Origin of the sequence: Streptomyces rubradiris, from assembly GCF_016860525.1 — a bacterium.
Classification (GTDB): Bacteria; Actinomycetota; Actinomycetes; order Streptomycetales; family Streptomycetaceae; genus Streptomyces; species Streptomyces rubradiris.
The window spans coordinates 1,317,287-1,336,398 of record NZ_BNEA01000001.1 but is presented as its reverse complement, the minus strand read 5'-3'; the positions used below and the strand labels follow the sequence as shown (position 1 = coordinate 1,336,398).

Below are 19,112 nucleotides of genomic sequence, written 5' to 3'. Positions count from 1 at the left end.
CGGGAATGGAGGTATGGTGGGGAGAGCAGTAGGGAACTGATGTTCGAGAGTCGTTTTCGGGGCTCACGTGTGCGGGAGGTGGGTGTGCCGGGCTTCGCGCATCTGCACACCGTCTCCGGGTTCTCCCTGAGGTACGGGGCGTCCCACCCGGAGCGGCTGGCCGAGCGCGCCGCGGAGCGGGGCATGGACGCCCTCGCCCTGACCGACCGCGACACCCTCGCCGGTGCCGTGCGCTTCGCCAAGGCCTGCGCCGGGGCGGGCGTCCGCCCGCTGTTCGGGGTGGACCTGGCGGTGGCGCCGAGGGAGCCCGTACGCCGTGACAAGCGCCGCAGTCCGGTACGCGGCGGTGCCTTCGTGGACGAGTCGGACCCCCGGGTGACCTTCCTCGCCGCGGACGGCGCCCGTGGCTGGGCCGATCTGTGCCGGCTCGTCACCGCGGCGCACGCGGACGGCGGGACCCCGCTGCTGCCGTGGGCCGGCAACCAGGGCGAGGGACTGGTGGTGCTGCTCGGACCCGACTCGGACGTGGGGCGGGCGCTCGCCGCCGGCCGGCCCGACCGGGCGGCGGTCCTGCTGGCCCCGTGGCGCGAGGTGTACGGCGACGCGCTGCGGCTGGAGACCGTCTGGCACGGCCGTACCGGCACCGGTCCCGGCTCGCTGCGGCTGGCGGCCCGTACCGTCGGGTTCGCCGCCGAGCAGGGGGTGCGGCCGGTGCTCGGCAACGCCGTCCGGTACGCCGACCCCGGGCAGGGACCGGTGGCCGACGTGCTGGACGCCGCCCGGCGCCTGGTGCCCATCGACCCCCGCCGGGAGCTGGACTCCGGCGAGGCATGGCTGAAGGACGCCCCGGCCATGCTGGACGCCGCCGAGCGGATCGTGGAGGCGGCCGGGTACCGGCGGGGGGCCGCCCACCGGCTGCTGGAGCAGACCCTGGCCACCGCCGCCGAGTGCCGGGTCGACCCCGAGGACGACCTGGGCCTGGGCAGCGTGCACTTCCCCGAGCCGCACCTCGTCGGCGCCGGCCGGCGCACCGCCCAGCGGGCGCTCGCCTCCCGGGCGGCGGCGGGCATGCTGCGGCTCGGCTACGGCGGGCGGCGCGCGTACTGGGAACGCATGCACCACGAGCTGGACATCATCGCCCACCACGGCTTCGCCTCCTACTTCCTGACGGTCGCCCAGGTGGTCGACGACGTACGGGCCATGGGCATCCGGGTGGCCGCCCGCGGTTCCGGGGCCGGGTCGCTCGTCAACCACCTGCTCGGGATCGCGCACGCCGACCCGGTCGAGCACGGGCTGCTGATGGAACGCTTCCTGTCCAAGGAGCGGGTGGTGCTGCCGGACATCGACATCGACGTGGAGTCCGCGCGGCGGCTGGAGGTCTACCGGGCGATCATCGGCCGGTTCGGCGCCGAGCGGGTCGCGACCGTCGCCATGCCGGAGACCTACCGGGTCCGGCACGCCATCCGGGACGTGGGCGCCGCGCTGTCCATGGACCCGGCCGAGACCGACCGGATCGCCAAGTCCTTCCCGCACATCCGGGCCCGCGACGCCCGCGCGGCCCTGGCGGAACTGCCCGAACTGCGGCGGCTCGCCGGGGAGAAGGAGAAGTACGGCAGGCTGTGGGAGCTGGTCGAGGCGCTCGACGCGCTGCCGCGCGGGGTCGCCATGCACCCGTGCGGGGTGCTGCTGTCCGACGCCTCCCTGCTCGCCCGTACGCCGGTGGTGCCGACCAGCGGCGAGGGGCTGCCCATGGCCCAGTTCGACAAGGAGGACGTGGAGGATCTCGGGCTGCTCAAGCTGGACGTCCTCGGGGTGCGGATGCAGTCGGCGATGGCGCACGCGGTCGCCGAGGTGGAGCGGGCGACCGGGGAGCGGATCGACCTGGACGCGGTGGCGCCGGGCGACCCGGAGACCTACCGGCTGATCCGGTCCGCCGAGACGCTGGGCTGCTTCCAGATCGAGTCGCCCGGCCAGCGGGACCTGGTGGGGCGGCTCCAGCCGAGCACCTTCCACGACCTGGTCGTGGACATCTCGCTGTTCCGGCCCGGCCCCGTCGCCGCCGACATGGTCCGGCCGTTCATCGAGGCGCGGCACGGACGGGCGCCGGTGCGCTACCCGCACCCGGACCTGGCGGAGCCGCTGAAGGGGACGTACGGGGTCGTCGTCTTCCACGAGCAGGTCATCGACATCGTCGCCATCATGACCGGCTGCGGGCGGGGCGAGGCCGACCGGGTGCGGCGCGGGCTGTCCGATCCCGACTCGCAGGGCCGTATCCGGGTGTGGTTCGCCCAGCGGGCGGCGGCCCGGGGGTACGACGCGGAGACGATCGGGCGCACCTGGGAGATCGTGGAGGCCTTCGGGTCGTACGGCTTCTGCAAGGCGCACGCCGTCGCCTTCGCCGTGCCCACCTACCAGTCGGCGTGGCTGAAGGCCCATCACCCGGCCGCCTTCTACGCCGGGCTGCTCACCCACGACCCGGGGATGTACCCGAAGCGGCTGCTGCTGGCGGACGCCCGGCGGCGCGGGGTGCCGGTCCTGCCGCTGGACGTGAACGTCTCCGGGGCCGCCCATCGGATCGAACTGGTGTCCGATTCGAAGGTGTGGGGGCTGCGGCTGGCGCTCCGCGACGTCCACGGCATCAGCGAGGCCGAGGCGCGACGGATCGCGGACGGACAGCCGTACTCCTCGCTGGTGGACTTCTGGGAGCGGGCCCGGCCGAGCCGCCCGCTGGCCCAGCGGCTCGCCCAGGTGGGCGCGCTGGACGCCTTCGGCGCCAACCGGCGCGACCTGCAACTGCACCTGTCCGAGCTGCACCGGGGGGCCCGGGGCGGCGGCGGTGGCCAGCTCCCGCTGGCCGGCGGCCGGAAGACCGCGCCGGCCGGGCTGCCGGACCTGACCCCGGCGGAGCGGCTCAGCGCCGAGCTGGGCGTGCTGTCCATGGACGCCTCGCGCAATCTCATGGACGACCACCGGGAGTTCCTCGCCGAGCTGGGCGTGGTCTCCGCGCGCCGGCTGCGCACGGCCCGGCACGGGGAGACCGTGCTGGTCGCGGGCGCCAAGGCGGCCACCCAGACCCCGCCGATCCGCTCCGGCAAGCGGGTCATCTTCTCCACCCTGGACGACGGCACGGGGCTGGTGGACCTGGCCTTCTTCGACGACTCCCACGACGCCTGCGCCCACACCGTCTTCCACTCCTGGCTGCTGCTGGTGCGCGGGGTGGTGCAGCGGCGCGGCCCGCGCAGCCTCAGCGTGGTCGGCTCCGCCGCCTGGAACCTCGCCGACCTGGTGGAGGTGCGGCGCGCGGAGGGGCTCGACGGGGTCGCCGCCCGGCTGGCCGCGCCCACCGGCGCGGACGGGACGCCGGCGGAGGGCGACGACGGCCCGTTCCGGACCCGGGTCGCCGGGTCCGAGGGGCCGCCCGCGCCGGCCGGCTCCGCGGCCCGCGACCCGATGGCGGACCGGACGATCCGCATGCCCACGGGATACGAGCTGCACCCCTGGGCCGATCTGCGGCCCGCGGGTGAGGACGCCGCGCGGGCCCCCGCGGCGGTACGGAAGTTGTGGCACCAGAGTCCGGGGAGTGCGGGATGACCATCCTCTGCGTACGTTTCCAGCTGCCGCCGATGTACGAGGCGGCCCTGCCGGGGCTGCTCGGGCTGCTGGAGGAGTTCACCCCGGTGGTGGAGGCGCTGCCGCCGGACGGCGCGCTGGCCGATCTGCGCGGCGCCGAACGGTACTTCGGGCGCGACGCGGTGGAGCTGGCCTCGGTGATCCGGGTACGGGCCCTCGCCCGGTACGGCGTCGACTGCGCGATCGGCGCCGGGCCGGGCCCGATGCTGGCCCGGGTGGCGCTGCGCGAGGCCCGGCCCGGGGTGACCCGCGCGGTGCCGGCGGACGCCGTCGCCGAGTTCCTCGCCGGCCAGCCCGTCACCGCGCTGCCCGGCGTCGGCGCGGCGACCGCCCGCACCCTGGACGAGTACGGCCTGGACACCCTGGGCCGGGTCGCCGCCGCGCCGCTGTCCACGCTCCAGCGGCTGATCGGGGCGCGGGCGGGCCGGGAACTGCGGGAGAAGGCGAGCGGCGTCGACCGCGGCCGGGTCGTCCCGAACGCTGTCTCCCGCTCACTGGTGACCGAACGGACCTTCTCCCTCGACGAGCTGGACCCCGGGCGGCACCGCAAGGCGCTGCTGTCGGCCGCCGAGGAGATCGGCGCCCGGCTGCGCGCGGTGGAGAAGGTCTGCCGCACCCTGACCCTCACCGTGCGCTACGCCGACCGGTCCGCCACCACCCGCGGCCGCGCCCTGAAGGAGCCGACCGCGCACTCGGCGGCCCTGACGAGGACGGCCTACGGCATGTACGAGGCGCTGGGCCTGCAACGCGCCCGGGTCCGCGCGCTCGCCCTGCGCGCCGAGGACCTGACCCCCGCCGACCAGGCCGCCCACCAGCTCACCTTCGACCCCGTGGACGAGAAGGTCCGCCGCCTCGAGCAAACGGCAGACCGAGCCCGAGCCAAGTTCGGCCCCCGCGCGGCGTTCCCGGGCGCCTTGGCGGCGTGACTTCGCCGCGCCTGACCCTTGGTTCAGTTGGCCCACGGCGGGGCCAGCAGCGTGCCGTCGGCCAGCTCCGCGGTGAGGCCGACGGAGGTGGTGACCCAGGTGAGCGCGGTGTGGCCGGTCGGATTCTCGACGGCCAGGGTCGTGCCGGGGTTCACGATCACCGTGTCGCCGGCCGCGATCCGCTCGCTGTGCCCGTCGAGAGTGATCAGGAGTTCACCGGCGAGCAGGTGAAGGATCTCCTCCCGGCTGACGGTATGGGCGGGCGCCTTGGTCCTGGCCGGTATCTCGCCCCGCCAGGCACACAGTTCGGTGCTGCCGGTACGAGGAGAGGCGTACGAGACGAAACGGGCACCGCGGATCTCGTGGGTGACGGCTGCCGAGGAGCGGACTACGGGCATGACGGTGATCTCCGTTCACTTGGTCAAGTAGCTTGACTACATAGTCAGGCAGCTTGACCGAATTGGCAACAGTGTTTGAATGCCTCCGTGCAGAACTCCGATGCCCTGGCCCTGTCCGCCGCCGTCCTCGCCGTGGCCGGCGACCTCGCGCAGCGCATTCATGAGGGCGTGGTCGCCCGGGGCTTCCCGGGCCTGCGGCCCGCCCACGGGTTCGCCTTCGCGCGGCTCGCTCCCGCCGGGGCCACCGTCACGGATCTCGCCGCGCATCTGGGGGTGACCAAGCAGGCGGCGAGTCAGTTGGTGGACGAGGTCGAGCGCAAGGGGTACGTCGAGCGCAGGCCGCACCCCGGGGACGCGCGGGCCCGGCTGGTCGTGCTGACCGAACGCGGCTGGGCGTGCACCCGGGCGGCGGAGGAGGCGGCCGGTGAAGTGGTCGGGAAGTGGGCCGAGGCGCTGGGGGAGGGCGAAGTGGGCGTGCTGCTGGACCGGTTGGTGCGCATCGCGCCCCGCGGGCCGGTCAGACCTGCCTGGTGACGGAGTGTCGGGGTGGGGATCTGGTTAGCACCGCAAGTTTTTACTGGCGCGTAACTTCACAGTTGGAGTACTCGGCCGTAACTTGACGAGTGAACAGCATCCCGTGATCCGGATCACAGGGTTGGCCGTGCACCTCCCTTTGAGCCGCAAGGAGATCACACGATGCTGCCCTGGAAGCGAGTGCTCAGACCGCTCGCCGCGCTTCTGTTCGCCCTCGCCCTCGCCGCCGTGCCGGCCGCCACCGCCCGTGCCTCCGGCACCGCCGCGGCCGGCGGCGGCTGGAACGACTACGCGTGCAAGCCGTCCGCCGCCCATCCCCGGCCCGTCGTCCTCGTCCACGGCACCTTCGGCAACTCGGTCGACAACTGGCTCGGCCTCGCCCCGTACCTCACCAGCCGCGGATACTGCGTCTACTCCCTCGACTACGGGCAGCTCCCCGGGGTGCCGCTCTTCCACGGTCTCGGGCCCATCGACAAGTCGGCCGGGCAGCTGTCCGCCTTCGTCGACAAGGTGCTCGCCGCCACCGGAGCCGCCGAGGCCGACCTGGTCGGCCACTCCCAGGGCGGCATGATGCCCCGCTACTACCTGAAGTTCCTCGGCGGCGCGGCCAAGGTGCACGCCCTCGTCGGCATAGCCCCCGACAACCACGGCACCGACCTGATCGGCCTCACCAACCTGCTGCCGTACTTCCCCGGCGCCGAGGACCTGCTCAAGGCCACCACCCCCGGTCTCGCCGACCAGATCGCCGGCTCCGGCTTCCTCACCAAGCTCAACGCGGGCGGCGACACCGTCCCCGGCGTGCGCTACACCGTCATCGCCACCAAGTACGACGAGGTGGTCACCCCCTGGCGCACCCAGTACCTGAGCGGCTCGGACGTCCGCAACGTCCTGCTCCAGGACCTCTGCCCGCTCGACCTGTCCGAACACCTCGCGATCGGCCTGTTCGACCGGATCGCCTTCCACGAGGTGGCCAACGCCCTGGACCCGGCCCACGCCACCGCCACCACCTGCGCCTCAGCCCTGAGCTGAGCCGCCGCCGGGGCCTGTCCGGTCTGAGCCGCCGGACAGGCCCCGGAGCCTCACCGGCGCCGGCCGCCGCCCGCCGCGCGCCGCCGCACCGACAGGAACAGCGCGGCCGAGCCGACCGCCAGCGCCGCCGCGCCGCCGACGGCGAGGGAGGAGGCGCCGGCGGAGGCGCCCGTCTCGGCCAGCCTCGCCGAACCCCCTTCCGCCTCCGGACGGTTGGCCGGTGTGGCGGGCTGCTCCGCCGGGGCGGCGGCGGCCGGTTCCGCCGAGGTGTGCGCGTCGTCGTCCCCGTGCCCGTGGTGCTCGACCGTCGACTTGCCGGCGCCGGCCGCGATCTGCTCCTCGGAGGGCGCGGACGCGCTCGGCGCGGGAGCGCTGCCGTCGCCGGCGCCGCCGAAGTCGACGTCCGAGCACGAGTAGAACGCCTCCGGGCTGTCCGAGCGCTGCCACACCGCGTACAGCAGATGTCGGCCGGACCGCTCGGGCAGGGTGCCGGTGAAGGTGTAGAAGCCGCCCGCCGGGACCGGGTCGGTGACCTCCGCCACCGGGTGCTCCAGGTCCAGGTCGGCCCAGGCCAGTCGCTTCGCAGGGTCGTACCCCGGCTTCGTGGCGTACACGGTGAACGTTCCCTTGTGCGACGCGGTCACCCGGTACTTGAAGGTGTACGACCCGCCGTGCACGCGCGTCGCAGGCCAGTCGGCGCGGGCCAGGTCGAGCCCCTTGAACTCCTCGTTGCCCGCGCTGCACAGCCGGCCGTCCGGGATCGACTGCCGGTGCCGCCCGGCCGCGTCGCCGATCCGGATGCCGTTCCAGTCGTACAGGGCCTGCGTCCCGCCCGCCGCGACGGCCGCCTCGCACGCGGCCGACTCCGGGCTCTCCGGGCCTTCCGCGTAGCACTGCGCGACCCGGCTGACCGGGTCGCCCATCGTGCCGTGCGCGGCCGCGGGCCACGCGGCGAACACGCTCAGACCGAGCGCGGCGACGGTGACGGCGGACGCTGTGGCCTTGCGGCTGCTGGGCATGCGGATCTCCTCCGAACGGTGCGTGGGCGATCCGAAGCTAGCCCCGCGACAGCGCCGGAACGCCCGTCGGGAGCCGTGGGAGGAGATCCTTATGGTCCGCTTAAGGGAGTGCTCAGGCTCAGCTCAGACAGATAGCGTGCGCCCCATGATCGACAAGAGCCACAGCGGCACGGAAGGCAACGCCGGCATGGAAGACAGCGCCGGCACGGAAGGCAGCGCCGGCACGGAACAGGTCCGGCCGGCCGGCGCGCGGGACGTACCCGCCGTGCGGGCGGTGACGGACGCGGCGTACCACCACTACATCGAGCGCATCGGGGTCGTGCCCCAGCCCATGGAGGCCGACCACGCGGCGGACGTGGCCGCAGGCAAGGTGTTCGTCACCGGCGATCCCGTCGTCGGGCTGGTGGTGGTCGAGGCGTTCGCCGACCATCTCTTCCTGGACAGCATCGCCGTCCACCCGCAAGCCCACGGCACGGGCGTCGGACGCCGCCTGCTGCGCTTCGTCGACGCACGCGCGCGAGCACTCGGGCTGGGCGAGATCAGGCTCTATACGAACGCGATGATGTGGGAGAACCAGAAGATCTATCCGCGCTACGGCTACGAGGTCGTGGCCCGCCGGGTCGACGGCCCCTACGACCGGGTCCACTACCGCAAACTGCTGGGCTGAGCCGCCCTCGTGTCAGGCGTCGGGCCACCAGGTGCGCGCGATGTCCTTGCGCACCTCCGGCCGTCCCGCCGGGGTCTCTTCCGCCTCCTCGGATATCCGGCGGCTGTCCGTCCGCTTCAGGGGCTTCTTCTGCACGGTCATGCGGCGCATCGCTGCCTCCTTCGTGGCTACCGGGTTCCGTGTTGTCACGGAGGTAGACGTTTTCCGGGAGATTTCCTCATCGGTACCGGTTTGTCAGTGGTGGCTGTCACGTCCGTACTGGCAGTGGCGTGTGTCACCCTCCGGGCATGAAGAGCGAGACCACGCACAGGGGTGCTGGTGCCCCGGAAGCGGTCTGGGATGCGCCCGATCCTGTGGAGCCGCCGACCCAGGCCGTGCGCGGGGAGCGACCGTCCGGGCGCGGTGCGCTGTGGCGCGAGGAGGTGGTCGGCGAGCGGTACGCGGTGGTGGCCGTCGTGTGGCCTCAGCCGAAGTCACGGACGTAACGGACCTCCCGCGCGCAGAAGTCGTATCCGAGCCACTTGTTGATCGCGATCATGGGTTCGTTCCCGGTGTCGTTGCCCGTGAACGCCTCGGTGAGACCGGCGGCGCGGGCCCGGCGCAGGGAATGGATCTTGGCGAGCTTGGCCAGGCCACGGCCGCGGTGGGCGCGGACGGTGCCGGTCATCGCCGTCGAGTAACGGGTGCCGCCGTCGGTGTAGGCCACGGTGAAGGCGACCGGTCGGCCGTCGGCGCAGACCACCACGGTCAGCTCCCGGTTCAGCAGCGGGTGGTGCCAGACCTCCTCGACCCACGCGTCGTAGTCCGTGAACTCGGTGTCCACATCGCCCGGTTCGTCGCGCACCGTCTCCGCGTCCAGCTCGAACAGCGGCCGGGGATCGGCCGCGAAGTCGGCGGCCGTGCGCAGCTCCACCCCGGGCGGGGTCTTGGGGACCGGCGGCAGGGTGCCGTGCGCCAGGTCGAGCCGGAGGAAGTGGGCGCTGCGGCCCGGCCGGTAGCCGTGCCGCTCGGCGAAGGCCCGGTTGGCCGGCTCGTCCAGGGCCCAGGCCAGCAGCCGGGTCGCGCCCAGGTCCGCCAGGTACTCCTCGGCGACCCGCGTCAGCAGCCGGCCGGCCCCGCGCCCGGTCCGGTCCGGGCGGACGTAGATGTTCAGCGCGCCCTGGCCCGGCTCGGGGCTGTCGTGGATCAGATGGACCTGCGCCGTGCCGATGATCTCGCCGTCCTCCTCCGCGACGAGCGGCCGGAACCGGGCGGCGGGACGGATGTGGGCGGCCGTGTGCCGCACCGAGTCCGGGGTGAACAGGATGTACGGCAGCGCGAGGCGGCGCACCCGGGCGAAGCCCTCCGCATCGGCCGGGACATCAGGGCGCAAGTCACGTACGAGGACTGTCATGGCACCGCACCGTACGAGGCCGGGCCGCCGGGCTGCCTCCCATTTTCCGGCGGGTGCGGGACAATCGGCCCCGTGAGCCTGAAGATCCGCATCGATGACAGCGCGCCCCCGTACGAGCAGGTGCGGGCGCAGATCTCCGAGCAGGCGCGGTCCGGGGCGCTCCCGGTGGGGTACCGGCTGCCCACCGTCCGGGGGCTGGCCGAGTCACTGGGGCTCGCGGTGAACACGGTGGCCAAGGCGTACCGGGCGCTGGAGGGCGACGGGGTGATCGAGACGCGGGGCCGCAACGGCACGTTCGTGGCCGCCGCCGGACCGGCCGCGCAGCGGGAGGCTGCCTCGGCCGCCCAGGCGTACGCCGAGCGTGCCCGGCGGCTCGGCCTCGCCGAGGACGAGGCACTGCACGCCGTACGGGACGCCCTGCGGGCGGCTTACGGGGAGGACTGAGGAGGGGCCCGTTCCGCCGCCCGGCCGTTCCCCGGCCGATGTGTGCTCGCTCGGGGGCGTGGGGCGGCGGCAGCGGCGGTTCCGGGCCGCCGGGCGCCTGTCCCTCGGCGGGAATCAGCCGGCGCCGCTGCGCGAGTTCGCCCGCTCCGGTGTTCTCGTCACCGTCAGCCCCGCCCGGCGTGCCGCCCGCCCGAACACCACCGCGTCCTGTACCGCCGCGCCGCCCGGGTCGTTGTTGAAGTACGCGTACACGTCCTGGTCGTCGGGCCAGGTCGTCGCGACGCGGTCCACCCAGGTCTCCAGGCTGTGCCGGCCGTAGCGCGGCCAGGGCCGGGCGCGGCCCTGGTGGAAGCGGACGTAGCCCCAGCCGGCGGTGCGCCACAGCGGGCCGGCCGGGCGTGCCAGGACGTCCGCCCAGCACAGGGCCGCGCCCCGGGCCACCAGCACCGCGCGCACCTCGCCGGTCCACCAGGAGTCGTGCCGGGGCTCGACCGCCACCCTCGTACCGGGCGGGAAACAGGCCAGGCAGGCGTCCAGCAGGGCCGCATCGGCGCGCAGGGTGGGCGGGAGCTGGAGGAGGACGGGGCCGAGGCGGTCGCCGAGACCCGCCGCGTGGGTCAGCAGCCGGTGCACCGGTTCCCCGGGCTCCTTCAGCCGCTTGACGTGGGTGAGGAACCGGCTGGCCTTGACCGCGACCACGAAGTCCGGCGGCACCCGCTCCCGCCAGCCGGCGAAGGTGTCGTACGACGGCAGCCGGTAGAAGGCGTTGTTGATCTCCACGGTCGCGAACAGCCGGGTGTACTCCTCCAGCCACCGCCGCGCCGGCACCCCGGCCGGATAGACGAGGTCCCGCCAGTCCTTGTACTGCCACCCCGACGTTCCGACATACAGGGTCATACCCCCATGAAAGCACTCGCCGTGGCCGTACTCACCCGAGCGGTGCTCACAGGTACAGCCCCGCGTCCGCTCCCTCCCGGGCCCCCGGTACCGACGTCGGCGCGGTGCCCCGGCGCAGCGCGTACAGCTCGGCCAGGGTCGCGCCCTCCCGGCCGATGCCCTGCTCGGTGCCGAGCCAGTCCACCGCCTCCCGGTGGGTCAGCGGGCCCACCTCGATCCGGGCCAGGCAGCGGCCGGGGCGGACCACGGCCGGGTGCAGCCGCTCCAGGTCCTCGTTGGTGGTGACGCCGACCAGTACGTTGCGGCCCTGGCCGAGCAGGCCGTCGGTGAGGTTCAGCAGCCGGGACAGGGCCTGTCCCGCGGTGTGCCGGGCCTCGCCGCGGATCAGTTCGTCGCAGTCCTCCAGCAGCAGCAGGCGCCAGCGGCCCTTGCCCGCGCCGTCGTCCTCGCCGATCGCGATGTCCATCAGATAGCCGACGTCGGAGAAGAGCCGCTCGGGGTCCAGGACGCAGTCGACCTGGCACCAGTCCCGCCAGGAACGGGCCAGCGTGCGCAGCGCGGAGGTCTTGCCGGTGCCCGGCGGGCCGTGGAGCAGCAGCAGCCGGCCGGCGATGTCCTCGGGCGTCGTCCGCATCAGCCGGTCCATGGCGTCCGCCACCGGCGCCGTGTAGTTGGCCCGGACCTCCTCCCAGGTGCCCGCGGAGATCTGCCGGGTGGTGCGGTGCGGGCCGCGCCGCGGGGAGACGTACCAGAACCCCATCGTCACGTTCTCCGGCTGCGGTTCCGGCTCGTCGGCCGCGCCGTCCGTGGCCTGGCCGAGGATCCGCTCGGCCAGGTCGGCGCTGGTCGCGGTGACCGTCACGTCCGCGCCCCGGTTCCAGCGGGAGACCAGCAGGGTCCAGCCGTCCCCCTCGGCGAGGGTCGCGCTGCGGTCGTCGTCGCGGGCCACCCGCAGCACTCGGGCGCCCTCCGGCAGCAGGGTCGCTCCGGAGCGGACGCGGTCGATGTTCACCGCGTGCGAGTACGGTTGCTCGCCCGTCGCGAAGCGGCCGAGGAACAGCGCGTCGACGACGTCGGACGGGGAGTCGGAATCGTCGACGTGGAGCCGGATCGGCAGGGCGTCGTGTGGGTTCGCGGACATGTCCGCCATGATCCGGCACGGATGCCCCGCCCGCACGGCATTTCCGGCCCAACGCTCCGCCGGAAGAGCCGTACCGTCCTTCGGAAGCCCGACCACCGGCTCCACGTCCGGAAGCGTCAGTCGTGCCGGCCCCTCCCGGAACCGCGCCCCCGCAACAGCGCGACCAGCAGGACCAGCAGGCTGAACCCGGTCACCACGACCACCCCGCCCCCGGCCGACCAGCGGTGCGCGGCCAGCATGCACTGGGCGACCAGCAGGTCGACGGCGATCGCGCCCGCGAGGGCGGTGACCGCGCGGCCGAGCGGATCCGGCCCGCGCAGCGCTGCGGCGATCGCCCCGGCCGGCGCCGCGAGCAGAAAGAAGAGCGTGCACGGGGCACGCAGGGGTGATCCGGAGTCGATCAGCGCGAGCAGCGCGCCGGCCGTCGCGACGGCGGCCACGGCCCCGACGAGCACCGGTGCCGGGCCCCTCCCCGGCCCCGGCCGGACGCAGTCGGTGTCCGTCCCGGTGCCGTCCGGCGAAGGTGGCTTGATACGTATGTTCTGCATTGGCGACTTTGCCCCCCGACGCGCCTGATGCCGGGTTTCAATGTGGCGCAGCCGTCGGCGGGGCGTCAAGACGGCGGCATGGACGGAACGGACGTTCCCCGAAGCGCTCCGACGGTCGTTCTCCCTTGTGTCCCAAGGGAGTTGGCGCAGTGTCAACGGACGCGGCGTGCACGCGCAAGGCATGAGCGGTGAATGTCTCTGGTCGATTTCGTTGAGACCGCGACAGTTTTGGCATGAACACTTCCTGTCAACACGCGTAGCTGCTACCAACGTTGAGGCAGAGATCCTGCTAAAGGGAGGTTCCATGAGACGTTCCCGACTTACCGGACTCGTTACCTCACTCCTCCTCGCCGCCGGCCTCGGTCTCACCGGGGCCGCTTCGGCGCAGGCGACCTCGACGGCCGCGGCCGGCGGCTACGTGGCCCTCGGCGACTCCTACTCCTCCGGAGTGGGCGCCGACAGCTACATCGGCTCCAGCGGCAACTGCAAGCGCAGCACCAAGGCGTACCCGTACCTGTGGAACGCCGCCCACAGCCCCTCGTCGTTCGCCTTCAACGCCTGCTCGGGCGCCACGACGGACGACGTGCGCGCGAACCAGCTCGGCTCGCTCTCCTCCTCCACCTCGCTGGTGTCCGTCACGGCCGGCGGCAACGACGCGGGCTTCGCCGACGTCATGACGACGTGTGTGCTCCAGTCCGACAGCTCCTGTCTCTCCCGGATCAACACCGCCAAGGCGTACGTCGCCAACACGCTCCCCGGCAAGCTGGACACCCTCTACGGCGCGATCAGGGCCAAGGCCCCGTCCGCCCGGGTGGTCGTCATCGGCTACCCCCGCTTCTACCTGCTCGGCCAGACCTGCCTCGGCCTCTCCGAGACCAAGCGGGCCGCCATCAACGACGCCGCCGACTACATCGACACCGCCATCAAGGCCCGCGCCACGGCCCACGGCTTCGTCTTCGGCGACGTCCGCACCACCTTCTCCGGCCACGAGATCTGCTCCGGCTCCTCCTGGCTGCACAGCGTCGACTGGCTCGACATCGGCGACTCGTACCACCCGACCGCGGCCGGCCAGTCCGGCGGCTACCTGCCGGTGTTCACGAACAACACGTGACCCGGACGGGCTCGCCCCGCCGGGTGATCTTCCGGGCGTGTCCCGGGAAACCGGTCAGGGCGAGCCCGTGGGCGAGGCCGACACCGCGGGTGCCCGGGTGCCCGGCGAGGTGAGATCGCCCACGTTCCGTCCGGCGGGCGACACGCCCTTGATCGCGGACGACCTCGATCCACCGCGACATCACTCGCCGTAACCGCCGGGCTGTTGGCGGCCCGCACGACCCGCCAGGTGACCGCTTGTCCAACTCACCCTGAAATCGGTCGGATTCGGAGAGTAGTCAAAGGGGGATGGTCAACCCCCTTACAGGGATGGTGAATCCTGTGACCGAGATACCCGGGTGCCCCAGTGGGGCGATAGGGTTAGCCTGCCCGGGCCGGGTGACTCGTACGGGTGGGGAGTGACATGGAACAGATAACGATGCGCAGCAGGGCGCGGGTCCCTGCGATCACCTGCGGGAGCAGCGCGACCAGTTCGCGCCTGGACCGCCATCTGTCGGTGCTGGCGGGACCCGCCATACCGCAACGGGAGACGGTCGAGGCGACCTCGCTGATGCGTGAGCTGACGGCACGCGGCTCCGTGCACCAGCGCAGCGACCGGCGTGCGCGGGTCAGCCGGGTGTCCCTCTTCGCGCCGCTGCGCCGGCTGCGCCGTTCGCTGTTCGGCGGTCACTGACCGCACCGCGGGGCCCCGTCCTCCGAGCGGGGTGCCGCGCTCAGGCCACCACACCGTCCCGGCGCAGCGCTGCGATCTCGTCGTCCGTCATCCCCACGGCACGCAGCAGCGCTCCGGTGTGCTGCCCGAGCGCGGGCACCTCACCCATCCGCGCCTCGTCCCCGCCCGGCAGTGTGATGGGCGGCAGCAGCGCCCGCAGCGGTCCGGCCGGCGTTCCCACCTGACGCCACCGCTCCCGCGCCGCAAGCTGCGGATGCTCCGCCAACTCGCGCACGTCCCGCAGCCGGGCACAGGCGATGCCCGCCCGCTCCAGCCGGGCCAGCGCCTCCCCGGCGTCCAGCCCCCGCAGCGCCGCCGCCACCAGCGCGTCGGTCCGCTCCCGGTGCGCCACCCGGGCGGCGTTCGTCGCGTACGCCGGGTCCGTGCCCAACTCCGGGTCGCCCAGGACCTGTTCGGCCAGCCGCCGCCACTCCCGGTCGTTCTGCACCGACAGCAGCACCCGGCCGCCGTCCGCCGTCGGATAGGCGTCGTACGGAGCGATCACCGCGTGCGCCAGCCCGGTGCGGGCGGGTGGCTCACCGCCGTGCATCGTGTGGTGCAGCGGATGGCCCAGCCACTCGGCGAGCGCCTCCAGCATCGACACCTCCACCGGGCCGCCCCGCCCGGTCGTGCCGCGGCGCACCAGCGCGGCCAGCACACCGGAGAACGCGTACATGGCCGCCGCGATGTCCGCCGCCGGGACGCCCGCCTTCACCGGCTGCTCCGGAGTCCCCGTCACCGACACCAGGCCCGCCTCGCACTGCACGAGCATGTCGTAGGCCCGCTTGTTCGCGTACGGTCCCGAGCCGCCGTAGCCCGAGATGTCCACGGCGATCAGCCGCGGGTGCGCGGCGCACAGCGTGGCCGCGTCCAGGCCGAGCCGGGCCGCCGCGCCGTGCGCGAGGTTCTGCACGAACACGTCCGCGTCCGCGACCAGCCGCCGTACGACGGCCAGGCCGCGCGGGTCCTTCAGATCCAGCGCGAGGGACTCCTTGCCGCGGTTGCACCACACGAAGTGCGAGGCCAGACCGCGGGCCGCCGTGTCGTAGCCGCGCGCGAAGTCGCCGCCGTCGACCCGCTCCACCTTGATGACCCGGGCGCCCAGGTCGGCGAGCTGCCGGGTCGCGAAGGGCGCGGACACGGCCTGTTCGACGGCTACGACGGTGATGCCCTCCAAGGGGAGCGGGAGTTGATCCATGGGGTGGATGATCTCCCCTGACCGGCGGCCTTGTCAGCAGTACGGGCGCCGTCAGCCGTGATCGACGAGGAGTGGGCCCGGTGCCGGCTCGGTCTGACCGCGCAGCTGCCGGAGGCCGCCACGCGCCCCCGTACGGTGGGCTAGAGCAGCGCGAACTGCCCCTCCGGCCCTTCCTCCTGATGGTCCAGCACCGACGCCGGACGCCGGGCGGACTCCGAAACCGGGAGGACGCCCGCCCGCCGCAGCTCGCCCGCCGTCACCGCCGACACCGGCCGCAACCGGGCGCGCGGGGCCCGCAGTTCGGCCAGCAGCGCGAGGACCGTGATCAGCTCCAGCAGCTCCGAGGTCCAGCTCTGCGGCCAGGCCGCCGGGCGGATCGCGGCGAGCGTGCCCGGCTCGGCCGGCGCGGTACGGGCCGCGAACCAGGACTCCAGCACCCGGACCCCGGCCACCTCGAACTCCCAGACCTCGGCCGGGACGGGGGAGATCCGGCCCTCGTCCAGGTACAGGGCCGCCTCCTCGGGGTCGTACCGCAGGGTCCCCGGACGGCCCGGCAGCGGCGCCCGGACGTACGGCCGGCGGCCACCGGGCAGCCGGGGCCGCTCCCCGTCCCGGCACATCAGCCACAGCATCCGGCGGCCCAGCTCCACCCCGGCCGCCCACAGCTCGCCGTCGTCGGTGAGCGGCACGGTCAGGTCCGGGCGGACCACCGCCATGATCCACGCCAGCACGTCCGCCGCCAGGGGGCGCGCGCCCAGGCGGACGGACAGCAGGTCCACCAGGCCCGGGGCCAGGTTCGGTTCGGCGCCGCCGGGGCGCCGGTACAGCGGGCGGATCCGGCCGGTGCGCAGCGTGGGCAGCAGCGGGGTCGCCAGCAGCGGCAGGTCCGCGTCACCCGTCTGGGCCGTGAACACCTGCCGTGCGTCCGCCACCCGCCACAGCTCCGGGCGGGCCGTGTCGATCAGCCGGTGGTCCGGGATCAGCCACCGCTCGTCGAACGGCGCGGCCAGCACCCGCACCGGCTCCGCGCAGGGCCCCTCGGCCCGGGCCAGCCGCCCGGTACCGGTGGACTGACCGGGCAACTGGGCCACGGCCGAGGTGAGCGCACGTGCCCGGGTCGGCTCGAACAGGGCCTCCCGGTCCGGTCCCTCGGCCCTCAGCAGCGCCTCCCAGCGGGCCCGCAGCGAGCCCGGATCGGGCGCCGTCGGCCAGTGGCGGCCCGGCCGCAACGGTGCGACGGACCACGGCATGAGGTCCACCAGCGGCGGAGCGTCGTCGTGCGTCACGGTCGGCATCGTACGGCCTCGACCGCCCCCGGTTCAGGTGGCGTCGAGCGTGACCGTGAACGAGAACCGGTCCCCCCGGTAGTGGATGACGGCCACGTCCAGCACCCGCCCCTCGCTGTCGTACGTCACCCCGGTGTAGTGCAGGATCGGGCTGAGCAGCGGCACATCGAGCAGCCGCGCCGTGACCGGATCGGCGAGCCGCGCCTGCACCGTGTCGGTGATCCGGCTGATGTCGGCCTTGACCACGTCCCGCAGCACCTTGGTCATCGGCCAGCGCACCAGGTCGTCCGGGTCGATCCGCTCGGCCAGGTCGGGCCGGATGTGGTTGACGGCGTGGTTGGTCGGCTCCCCGGTCTTCTCGTCGCCGCGCAACCGGTGGTACACCGCCACCTCCGCGAGGTCCGGGAAGTACTCGGCGAGCGCGGCCGGAACCGGCACCCGCCCGTGCTCCAGCAGCTCGGTCGTCATCCCGGACTGCTGGGCCACGATGGCGTCCACCGAGCCCAGCAGCCGCACCGGCGCCCCGCGCCGCACCCCGGGCTCGATGAACGTGCCGCGCCGCCGGTGCCGGCTGATCAGCCCCTCGTCCTCCAGCTCCTTCAGCGCCTGCCGCATGGTCAGCACGCTCACGCCGTAGTGCTCCGCCAGCCGCTCCTCGGTGGGCAGACGCAGCGGATCCTCGGGGGAGCGGCCCAGTATCGAGGCGCGCAGCGACTGCGACACCTGGTACCACAGCGGCAGCTTGCGGTTCAGGACGATGGAGTCCGGGGCGAAGGAGGTCACCCCGCTATCCGTACCCGGCGGGGAACCTCCCGCGCAACGGCGGCCGTCATCCCCGGAAGTGCCGCTGAAGTCCCTGCCACACATCGTCGTAGCGCCGCTGGAGGTGGTCCGCGCCGGCCGCGTGCGGGGTGAGGGTCACCGGCCAGCGGGTCTCGAACATGAAGGCCAGCCCGTCGTCGACCTTGTGCGGCCGCAGCTCGGCCGCGCTCGCCCGGTCGAACGTCTCCCGGTCCGGGCCGTGCGCCGACATCATGTTGTGCAGCGAGCCGCCGCCGGGCACGAAACCCTCCGCCTTGGCGTCGTAGGCGCCCTCGATCAGGCCCATGTACTCGCTCATCACGTTCCGGTGGAAGTACGGCGGCCGGAAGGTGTCCTCGCCCACCAGCCAGCGCGGCGCGAACACCACGAAGTCCACGCCGGCCAGGCCCGGGGTGTCCGACGGGGAGGTCAGCACCGTGAAGATCGACGGGTCCGGGTGGTCGTAGGAGATGGTGCCGATCACATTGAACCGGCGCAGGTCATAGACGTACGGCACATGGTTGCCGTGCCAGGCGACCACATCCAGGGGGCTGTGGTCGTAGGTGGCCGTCCACAGGTTGCCGCAGAACTTGTTCACCACCTCCACCGGGCCCTCGACGTCCTCGTACGCGGCGACCGGCGCCCGGAAGTCCCGGGGATTGGCCAGGCCGTTGGCGCCGATAGGACCGAGGTCGGGCAGCCGGAACGGCGCCCCGTAGTTCTCGCACACATAGCCGCGCGCGGAGTCGTCCAGCAGCTCCACACGGAAGCGCACCCCACGGGGGACCAGCGCCACATGGGCCGGCTCCACCTGCAACCGGCCGAACTCGGTGTGCAGCAGCAGCCCGCCGCGCTCGGGCACGATCAGCAGCTCACCGTCGGCGTCGGAGAAGACGCGCTCCATCGAGGCGTTGGCGTGGTACAGGTGCACGGCCATGCCCGTGCGCTGCGTCGCGTCGCCGTTGCCGCCCAGCGTCCACAGCCCGCCGAGGAAGTCGGTGCCGGCCGGGGGCTCGGGCAGCGGGTTCCAGCGCAGCCGGTTGGGGTCGGGCACCGTCTCGGTGAAGGGGGCCGTGCGCAGCGCGCCGTTGCCGGTGCGGGTGAACGGCGGGTGGGCGGCCGAGGGGCGGATGCGGTAGAGCCACGAGCGCCGGTTGTGCGCGCGCGGTTCGGTGAACGCCGTACCGCTCAGCTGCTCCGCGTACAGGCCGAGCGGCGCGCGCTGCGGCGAGTTGCGGCCCTCGGGCAGGGCGCCCGGCACCGCCTCGGAGGCGTGCTCATTGCCGAACCCGGTCAGATACGACAGCCCCTCGGCGGCTTTCCGCGTGTCCCCGCTCATGTTCGCTCCTCGCGCTCCTGATTCCTATGGTTCACCGTAG

General features: G+C 73.5%; 19 protein-coding genes. 8 read left to right on the top strand and 11 right to left on the bottom strand.

All coding sequences use genetic code 11. The features are described from left to right. The first annotated feature begins 84 nt into the window (after positions 1 to 84). Both Srubr_RS06240 and Srubr_RS06235 read left to right on the top strand, forming a co-directional pair. Positions 85 to 3,591 carry a DNA polymerase III subunit alpha gene (locus Srubr_RS06240; protein WP_189996080.1) on the top strand — a complete coding sequence of 1,169 codons (3,507 nt, stop codon included), beginning with the start codon at positions 85 to 87 and terminating at the stop codon, positions 3,589 to 3,591. Continuing rightward, positions 3,588 to 4,556: a DNA polymerase Y family protein gene (locus tag Srubr_RS06235; RefSeq protein ID WP_189996081.1), complete on the top strand. Its 969-nt coding sequence runs from the start codon at positions 3,588 to 3,590 to the stop codon at positions 4,554 to 4,556. The genes Srubr_RS06240 and Srubr_RS06235 overlap by 4 nt, the downstream gene beginning before the upstream one ends. A gap of 23 nt (positions 4,557 to 4,579) precedes the next feature. On the opposite strand, the gene Srubr_RS06230 is transcribed toward Srubr_RS06235, so the two are convergent. Further along, positions 4,580 to 4,954 carry a cupin domain-containing protein gene (locus Srubr_RS06230; protein ID WP_189996082.1) on the bottom strand — a complete coding sequence of 125 codons (375 nt, stop codon included), beginning with the start codon at positions 4,952 to 4,954 and terminating at the stop codon, positions 4,580 to 4,582. A gap of 87 nt (positions 4,955 to 5,041) precedes the next feature. Between Srubr_RS06230 and Srubr_RS06225 the strand changes: the two genes are divergently transcribed. Beyond that, a complete protein-coding gene (locus Srubr_RS06225; RefSeq protein WP_189996083.1) occupies positions 5,042 to 5,488 on the top strand; it encodes a MarR family winged helix-turn-helix transcriptional regulator in 447 nt (148 codons plus the stop codon). A gap of 162 nt (positions 5,489 to 5,650) precedes the next feature. Further along, positions 5,651 to 6,517: an esterase/lipase family protein gene (locus Srubr_RS06220; RefSeq protein WP_189996084.1), complete on the top strand. Its 867-nt coding sequence runs from the start codon at positions 5,651 to 5,653 to the stop codon at positions 6,515 to 6,517. Between the two features lie 50 nt (positions 6,518 to 6,567). Here the strand turns inward: Srubr_RS06220 and Srubr_RS06215 are convergent, their stop codons facing one another. Next, positions 6,568 to 7,536, bottom strand: a complete 969-nt coding sequence (locus tag Srubr_RS06215) for a lytic polysaccharide monooxygenase auxiliary activity family 9 protein (protein WP_189996085.1) — start codon at positions 7,534 to 7,536, stop codon at positions 6,568 to 6,570. Between the two features lie 187 nt (positions 7,537 to 7,723). On the opposite strand from Srubr_RS06215, the gene Srubr_RS06210 reads away from it, so the two are divergent. Beyond that, entirely contained in the window at positions 7,724 to 8,203 is a 480-nt protein-coding gene (locus Srubr_RS06210) for a GNAT family N-acetyltransferase (protein WP_189996381.1), read from the top strand. 12 nt (positions 8,204 to 8,215) lie between these two features. Here Srubr_RS06210 and Srubr_RS06205 read toward each other — a convergent pair whose 3' ends face one another. Continuing rightward, positions 8,216 to 8,353, bottom strand: a complete 138-nt coding sequence (locus tag Srubr_RS06205; protein ID WP_189996086.1) for a hypothetical protein — start codon at positions 8,351 to 8,353, stop codon at positions 8,216 to 8,218. A 313-nt stretch (positions 8,354 to 8,666) separates the two neighbouring features. Continuing rightward, complete coding sequence (locus tag Srubr_RS06200) at positions 8,667 to 9,596, bottom strand: GNAT family N-acetyltransferase (RefSeq protein WP_189996087.1); 930 nt, start codon at positions 9,594 to 9,596, stop codon at positions 8,667 to 8,669. 72 nt (positions 9,597 to 9,668) lie between these two features. Between Srubr_RS06200 and Srubr_RS06195 the strand changes: the two genes are divergently transcribed. After that, positions 9,669 to 10,040 (top strand): GntR family transcriptional regulator, encoded by a 372-nt coding sequence (locus Srubr_RS06195; RefSeq protein WP_189996088.1) that lies wholly within the window; start codon positions 9,669 to 9,671, stop codon positions 10,038 to 10,040. Positions 10,041 to 10,154: 114 nt separating this feature from the next. Here Srubr_RS06195 and Srubr_RS06190 read toward each other — a convergent pair whose 3' ends face one another. The 3 genes from Srubr_RS06190 to Srubr_RS06180 all read right to left on the bottom strand — a co-directional run bounded on the left by Srubr_RS06190 (position 10,155) and on the right by Srubr_RS06180 (position 12,626). After that, positions 10,155 to 10,937: a DUF72 domain-containing protein gene (locus tag Srubr_RS06190; RefSeq protein WP_189996089.1), complete on the bottom strand. Its 783-nt coding sequence runs from the start codon at positions 10,935 to 10,937 to the stop codon at positions 10,155 to 10,157. A 46-nt stretch (positions 10,938 to 10,983) separates the two neighbouring features. Next, a complete protein-coding gene (locus Srubr_RS06185; RefSeq protein ID WP_189996090.1) occupies positions 10,984 to 12,078 on the bottom strand; it encodes a DUF5925 domain-containing protein in 1,095 nt (364 codons plus the stop codon). Between the two features lie 116 nt (positions 12,079 to 12,194). Further along, complete coding sequence (locus Srubr_RS06180; protein ID WP_229926717.1) at positions 12,195 to 12,626, bottom strand: hypothetical protein; 432 nt, start codon at positions 12,624 to 12,626, stop codon at positions 12,195 to 12,197. 304 nt (positions 12,627 to 12,930) lie between these two features. Between Srubr_RS06180 and Srubr_RS06175 the strand changes: the two genes are divergently transcribed. Both Srubr_RS06175 and Srubr_RS06170 read left to right on the top strand, forming a co-directional pair. Then, complete coding sequence (locus tag Srubr_RS06175; protein WP_189996092.1) at positions 12,931 to 13,737, top strand: SGNH/GDSL hydrolase family protein; 807 nt, start codon at positions 12,931 to 12,933, stop codon at positions 13,735 to 13,737. 402 nt (positions 13,738 to 14,139) lie between these two features. Then, entirely contained in the window at positions 14,140 to 14,409 is a 270-nt protein-coding gene (locus Srubr_RS06170; protein WP_189996093.1) for a hypothetical protein, read from the top strand. A 40-nt stretch (positions 14,410 to 14,449) separates the two neighbouring features. Here the strand turns inward: Srubr_RS06170 and Srubr_RS06165 are convergent, their stop codons facing one another. The 4 genes from Srubr_RS06165 to hmgA form a co-directional block, all read right to left on the bottom strand. After that, positions 14,450 to 15,646 carry a CaiB/BaiF CoA transferase family protein gene (locus Srubr_RS06165; protein WP_189996094.1) on the bottom strand — a complete coding sequence of 399 codons (1,197 nt, stop codon included), beginning with the start codon at positions 15,644 to 15,646 and terminating at the stop codon, positions 14,450 to 14,452. A gap of 140 nt (positions 15,647 to 15,786) precedes the next feature. Then, on the bottom strand, positions 15,787 to 16,941 hold the full coding sequence (locus Srubr_RS06160; RefSeq protein ID WP_189996095.1) for a type ISP restriction/modification enzyme: 1,155 nt from the start codon (positions 16,939 to 16,941) through the stop codon (positions 15,787 to 15,789). A 24-nt stretch (positions 16,942 to 16,965) separates the two neighbouring features. Then, on the bottom strand, positions 16,966 to 17,715 hold the full coding sequence (locus tag Srubr_RS06155; protein ID WP_189996096.1) for a GntR family transcriptional regulator: 750 nt from the start codon (positions 17,713 to 17,715) through the stop codon (positions 16,966 to 16,968). Positions 17,716 to 17,761: 46 nt separating this feature from the next. Beyond that, positions 17,762 to 19,072, bottom strand: a complete 1,311-nt coding sequence (hmgA, locus tag Srubr_RS06150) for a homogentisate 1,2-dioxygenase (RefSeq protein WP_189996097.1) — start codon at positions 19,070 to 19,072, stop codon at positions 17,762 to 17,764. Positions 19,073 to 19,112 lie beyond the last annotated feature (40 nt).

Excerpts from the sequence above, each read along its gene's own strand:
- Srubr_RS06235 (WP_189996081.1), top strand. The coding sequence starts at position 3,588 with ATGACCATCCTCTGCGTACGTTTCCAGCTGCCGCCGATGTACGAGGCG.
- Srubr_RS06230 (WP_189996082.1), bottom strand. The coding sequence starts at position 4,954 with ATGCCCGTAGTCCGCTCCTCGGCAGCCGTCACCCACGAGATCCGCGGT.
- Srubr_RS06220 (WP_189996084.1), top strand. The coding sequence starts at position 5,651 with ATGCTGCCCTGGAAGCGAGTGCTCAGACCGCTCGCCGCGCTTCTGTTC.
- Srubr_RS06215 (WP_189996085.1), bottom strand. The coding sequence starts at position 7,536 with ATGCCCAGCAGCCGCAAGGCCACAGCGTCCGCCGTCACCGTCGCCGCG.
- Srubr_RS06210 (WP_189996381.1), top strand. The coding sequence starts at position 7,724 with ATGGAAGACAGCGCCGGCACGGAAGGCAGCGCCGGCACGGAACAGGTC.
- Srubr_RS06205 (WP_189996086.1), bottom strand. The coding sequence starts at position 8,353 with ATGCGCCGCATGACCGTGCAGAAGAAGCCCCTGAAGCGGACGGACAGC.
- Srubr_RS06200 (WP_189996087.1), bottom strand. The coding sequence starts at position 9,596 with ATGACAGTCCTCGTACGTGACTTGCGCCCTGATGTCCCGGCCGATGCG.
- Srubr_RS06190 (WP_189996089.1), bottom strand. The coding sequence starts at position 10,937 with ATGACCCTGTATGTCGGAACGTCGGGGTGGCAGTACAAGGACTGGCGG.
- Srubr_RS06185 (WP_189996090.1), bottom strand. The coding sequence starts at position 12,078 with ATGTCCGCGAACCCACACGACGCCCTGCCGATCCGGCTCCACGTCGAC.
- Srubr_RS06180 (WP_229926717.1), bottom strand. The coding sequence starts at position 12,626 with ATGCAGAACATACGTATCAAGCCACCTTCGCCGGACGGCACCGGGACG.
- Srubr_RS06175 (WP_189996092.1), top strand. The coding sequence starts at position 12,931 with ATGAGACGTTCCCGACTTACCGGACTCGTTACCTCACTCCTCCTCGCC.
- Srubr_RS06170 (WP_189996093.1), top strand. The coding sequence starts at position 14,140 with ATGGAACAGATAACGATGCGCAGCAGGGCGCGGGTCCCTGCGATCACC.
- Srubr_RS06165 (WP_189996094.1), bottom strand. The coding sequence starts at position 15,646 with ATGGATCAACTCCCGCTCCCCTTGGAGGGCATCACCGTCGTAGCCGTC.
- Srubr_RS06160 (WP_189996095.1), bottom strand. The coding sequence starts at position 16,941 with ATGCCGACCGTGACGCACGACGACGCTCCGCCGCTGGTGGACCTCATG.
- hmgA (WP_189996097.1), bottom strand. The coding sequence starts at position 19,072 with ATGAGCGGGGACACGCGGAAAGCCGCCGAGGGGCTGTCGTATCTGACC.